The sequence below is a fragment of the candidate division KSB1 bacterium genome (genome assembly GCA_022562085.1).
Classification (GTDB): domain Bacteria; phylum Zhuqueibacterota; class Zhuqueibacteria; order Oceanimicrobiales; family Oceanimicrobiaceae; genus Oceanimicrobium.
Genome location: JADFPY010000371.1, coordinates 1 through 4317, shown reverse-complemented (window position 1 = coordinate 4317; position 4317 = coordinate 1). Strand labels below are relative to the sequence as shown.

Here is a 4317-nt window from a genome sequence, read left to right as displayed (position 1 = left end):
TGTCAAAATCTGCGTCGGCGTCGACAGCCATGCCAGCAGCGACGCTTTTGAGGAAATTCGCGCGGTAGAGCTTGATGAACGTTCTCGAACCGAAGCTCGCACGGTCACCGCAGAAGCGCCGGAATTGCTGGAAATGGCGACGAAAAATGGTTTCGAGGCCATTGGCATGGCCGATGTTTGGCAGGAGGACAAAGTTTATTTAAATGCGAATGATCCTTCAGTAGCTGGAAGTCACGATGAGTTGCTTGCAGACGCGGTAATTTTTGGAGCGACGCCAAGAGCTGTTGATAAAGTGATAATCGCTGGTGAAACCGTTGTAAAAGATGGAGTGCATGTATGCTATGAGGAGGCGTGCAGAGGGTATAGAGAGAGTTTAGGGGAACTGGCGTTAGTTTGAAAGATTAGCATTTGTATCGCGAATTTGTTGCGTTTGTGTTATTTATTAGCTAAATTTGCATAAATTTATTCCCCATTAAAGAGGGAATCCGTATGATAAAAACTCCACAACCACCACCCTTCTCTCAGAAGAAACTGAATTATTTTTAGAAAACTTATCCCAAATAACAAACCAATTATCCGCTTTCGTTCTTGCACATACTAAGGGTTATGTAAACGATCTGCGCTGAGAAGCCAAATATGAGAAACTTTTTAAGGTGCCCATTTAGGATTTTAAAATTGCGCTTGACCCCAGGCACACGATGGGGTATTATAAGCGTGTGTGGTCGAGCAAGAAAATAAAACTCAGGAAAATACGGAAATCGAATCGGATGGATGATGAATTTATGGGAACCCCCCAATACGTCGGATCGTTTTAAGACTAAATTCTTAAGACTAAAATTAATAGAGGTAAAAATGGATGATGTTGTTCTCAGCGTCTTTGAAGAAAAAGGCGAAGCCATAATAAGCCATCGGTTACAAGGGATGCCTACATATGGAAACGCTCCATTTCCACGGGCCTCTGATGGCCACCTGGTTGATCGACTTTTTGAAAGCAAAGAAGAGGTTTTTAAATACGTAAATAGATTTTTTCCTCATTTTAAGATAATTGATAAAATTTTCGAGCTTAAGTTTCCATTGACAAAACCACCTGATTTTCGTACCATTAGAGCAGATAAATAAACTATATGACCCCAAAAGAAAACATCATGATCAATGGAGGCTTGATGACAGAATATAAATTTACGGTGTTTTATGAACCGGCGGAAGAAGGCGGCTATCTGGTCAGTGTGCCGTCTATGCCGGAAATCTGCACTGAGGGTGACACCCTCGAAGAAGCGCGAGCGATGGCCGAGGATGCTATTCGTCTGGTCATCGAGAGCAATATAAAGCGGAACGAACCCATTCCGGAAGATGTCGCTATTGACCAAGAACCGATTAAAGAGCAAGTGGCAGTTAAGTTTGCGGCGTAATGGCCAAGCTGCCCATTGTCAAACCTAAACAAGTTATTGCGGCACTGGAACGTGCCGATTTTTTTATAGACCACCAGACCGGCAGCCATGCCCGTCTCATTCATCAAACCGAATCCCACCGCCGCGTTTCTGTCCCTATGCATAACAAAGATTTAAAAAAGGGCACTCTCAAAAATATACTGCGCCAGGCCGAGCTGAGTGTCGAGGAGTTTATAAAACTCCTTTAGTTAAGGGTTTACACCGACATTTTTTCTTGTCATTTTTATTTCCGATAAGTTTAATTATTGGGTTTTGTTCTTGCACATACTAAGGGTTATGTAACCATTTCCCGTATACACGGAGCACACTTGAAAAAAGCCTATACAAGAAATCAAATATCTTAGCCAAGAAGAAGGCTTCTTCGACAAAATCAAAACTAAACCAACGCTGTATCCGCTGTAAGCAACGACCCAAACCCCTGGTCGGATGACTACTGCAAACTGTGTGATGAAGACCCCTCAGACTTTCAAGAACAACCCAAGTGCCCTTACTGTGGCATTAAACTCGCCGACTCGTTTCACATCTATTGGTGTAAAAAGAGACGCGGGATTATTTGACTAATCGAGTATCCCGCTTTTATATTTCTCTTGACATCCGATAATCATTGTAGTATCTTTGGGGTGTACACTAAAAAGTATCCACAATGCCCACACCTAAAACACAAATTATCAGAGGAGCAATCATGCCTTTCTCAACACTCGCAGAAAAAGGCCGTCTCGTCATACCCGCCAAACTTCGTAAAAAGTACGGCATGAAGATTGGCGACAAATACCAGGTCAAAGACGACAATGGCCACATCGTTATCATTCCAGAACCGGTCACCCACAAGACCGTCACCTGGACAAAGAGCTGGACAAAGAAAATGGAGACAGCTCTCAAAAACGTCGAAGACGGCAAGGTGAGCAAAGCTCACGATAATCTCGAATCAGCCCTCAAAGACCTAAAGAAAAAAATATGAGGTTGCAATGGCAGAAGCCATTTGTCAAAGACTACCAGAAACTACCCCAGCATATCCAAAAGCAAACCGACCGGAAGCTGGGGTTTTTATTACAGGACATCGCCCACCCCTCATTGAGGGTCAAGAAAGTCCAGGGCAGTATCAGAGGCAAAAAACTAACCAACGTCTATGAGCTGAGTGTCACCATGAACTACCGGCTTTTTTTCCAGAAGACCAGTGACACTTATATCCTGCTGGCAATTGGCACTCACACTGAGATTTTAGGACGATAATTTCAAAAACATGGAGATTGAGCAATGGCTAACATTCAAGTTGGTAACAAAGTTCGGATTCTTGCTAATGACAATGTTAAGGGCCATCAATGGCCGAGCCTTAAGCTTCTCGAAGCTAAACATTTAAAAGACAAGTTTGGAATCGTAATTCCCGCAATGCGTGCTCTTCCAGATGATGAGGTGTTCGTTAAATTGGATAATGGTTGGACGGTGATTATTCAGAAGCGCTTCTTATCGAACTGAAAGTGGGGCTTCAGCCAAGAACCTCCTGTTTGCTCGCAAGGCAAGCGACAAATCAACCGACCAACACACCCCAAACCGATAATCCACAATCGGCTAATTTCCCATTGCACACTTTGTCTAAAGTGTGAAACTTATCCCTTGCTTTTGCAGGGTTTTTTTATTATCTAACTCTAACAGTAATTCCAAACCAATAATTTTATTACTGATTAATGAGGAGGGTTACCATGAATAACTCAAAAAGAGCGGCTGCTTTGATAGTATTTCTTTTTGCCGTATCTATGATTTTACAGGTACAATCGGTTTCTGCCCAATCAGACGAGGACATGAAAGCGACGTTTAGGAAATCCCTGAAAATCTGGCATGAAGGAAATGTTGAAGTGATAGATGAAGTCTATGCCGCAGATCTTGTTCGTCATGGCGCTGATGGTCAAGAAGTTGTTGGCGCTGAAGCCTTCAAAGCTTATATTGGCGTGATGCGCAGCATTTACCCCGACTTGAATGTTGCGGTCAACGGAGAATTCGGCTCGGGTGATATGTTGACGGTACACTGGACTGTGACCGGTACCAACAAAGGCGCGTTGTCAGAAGAAGTACCCGCTACGGGCAAAAGTATAAAAATCTCCGGCGTTACTATTTTGAAATTTCAGGACGGCAAAATTGCAGAAGAATGGGCTTACTGGAATCATGGCGGGCCGGCTTCGGTAATGACCCAGCTTGGTTTTACCCTGACGCCGCCAATGATGGCCGAGAAAGAATAAATTATAATCATTTGATTTCCGCAAAATTAAACAGGGTGTTCAACTTAAAGGTTGAACACCCTGTTTTGTCTGGTAGCTGTTATCGCATGCTTTCTCTTTATTGGCTTAACTCCCGGTGAAAGTGAAGACGAAATGATCGCAGCTACAGACACTTTGGATAAGCAGTTTATCGAAGCTTACAATAATAAAGATGCAGATGCGCTGATGGCAACTTATTGGAACAGTCCGGAACTGGTATCGTAGAGGAACAGGATCGCTGGCTTCCAACGCTTGGCCAACTCGTTTTGGATAATACCATTAAGGATCTCGAAGTGGGGATTTCACAGAATGATGAAGTATAGCTCGATCATCGAAGCATCCTAACAAGGCAAATTCAGCCGATGCTAAAAAGCAGCGCGGCTGATTTGAGTCGGGTCTTAAAAAATGGGTGCCCAAAAGGTGGGATTTTTGGAAAAACAAATCAGCGAAAAATTACAATCTTTCTATTCGGAGCAAAATAGCTGGCGCAATGAAATCAACATTTATCGTATCGATGATACGCTCATAAAAACTTTTCCCACCAGACCCTTTAAGCCGCACCGGAACAACTATCAAGCGATAATCTGGTTTAGTGCCGGCCGCGGTACACATTTGATCGA

General features: G+C 43.3%; 10 protein-coding genes. All 10 read left to right on the top strand.

Going from position 1 to position 4317, the window contains the following annotated elements:
• Positions 1-397: hypothetical protein (locus IH879_20470; protein MCH7677304.1), on the top strand; the 397-nt coding region annotated here is incomplete at its 5' end.
• A gap of 455 nt (positions 398-852) precedes the next feature.
• Complete coding sequence (locus IH879_20465; protein ID MCH7677303.1) at positions 853-1119, top strand: hypothetical protein; 267 nt, start codon at positions 853-855, stop codon at positions 1117-1119.
• Between the two features lie 44 nt (positions 1120-1163).
• Complete coding sequence (locus IH879_20460; GenBank protein ID MCH7677302.1) at positions 1164-1409, top strand: type II toxin-antitoxin system HicB family antitoxin; 246 nt, start codon at positions 1164-1166, stop codon at positions 1407-1409.
• On the top strand, positions 1409-1636 hold the full coding sequence (locus IH879_20455; GenBank protein MCH7677301.1) for a type II toxin-antitoxin system HicA family toxin: 228 nt from the start codon (positions 1409-1411) through the stop codon (positions 1634-1636). Before IH879_20460 ends, IH879_20455 begins: the two co-directional genes overlap by 1 nt.
• A gap of 494 nt (positions 1637-2130) precedes the next feature.
• Complete coding sequence (locus tag IH879_20450; GenBank protein MCH7677300.1) at positions 2131-2406, top strand: AbrB/MazE/SpoVT family DNA-binding domain-containing protein; 276 nt, start codon at positions 2131-2133, stop codon at positions 2404-2406.
• Positions 2403-2678: a type II toxin-antitoxin system RelE/ParE family toxin gene (locus IH879_20445; GenBank protein ID MCH7677299.1), complete on the top strand. Its 276-nt coding sequence runs from the start codon at positions 2403-2405 to the stop codon at positions 2676-2678. The genes IH879_20450 and IH879_20445 overlap by 4 nt, the downstream gene beginning before the upstream one ends.
• A gap of 24 nt (positions 2679-2702) precedes the next feature.
• A complete protein-coding gene (locus tag IH879_20440; GenBank protein MCH7677298.1) occupies positions 2703-2921 on the top strand; it encodes a hypothetical protein in 219 nt (72 codons plus the stop codon).
• A gap of 224 nt (positions 2922-3145) precedes the next feature.
• Positions 3146-3679 (top strand): ester cyclase, encoded by a 534-nt coding sequence (locus IH879_20435; GenBank protein ID MCH7677297.1) that lies wholly within the window; start codon positions 3146-3148, stop codon positions 3677-3679.
• 51 nt (positions 3680-3730) lie between these two features.
• Entirely contained in the window at positions 3731-3922 is a 192-nt protein-coding gene (locus tag IH879_20430) for a hypothetical protein (protein ID MCH7677296.1), read from the top strand.
• A 204-nt stretch (positions 3923-4126) separates the two neighbouring features.
• Positions 4127-4317, top strand: a 191-nt coding sequence (locus IH879_20425) for a hypothetical protein (protein MCH7677295.1), incomplete at its 3' end; no start/stop codon positions are given.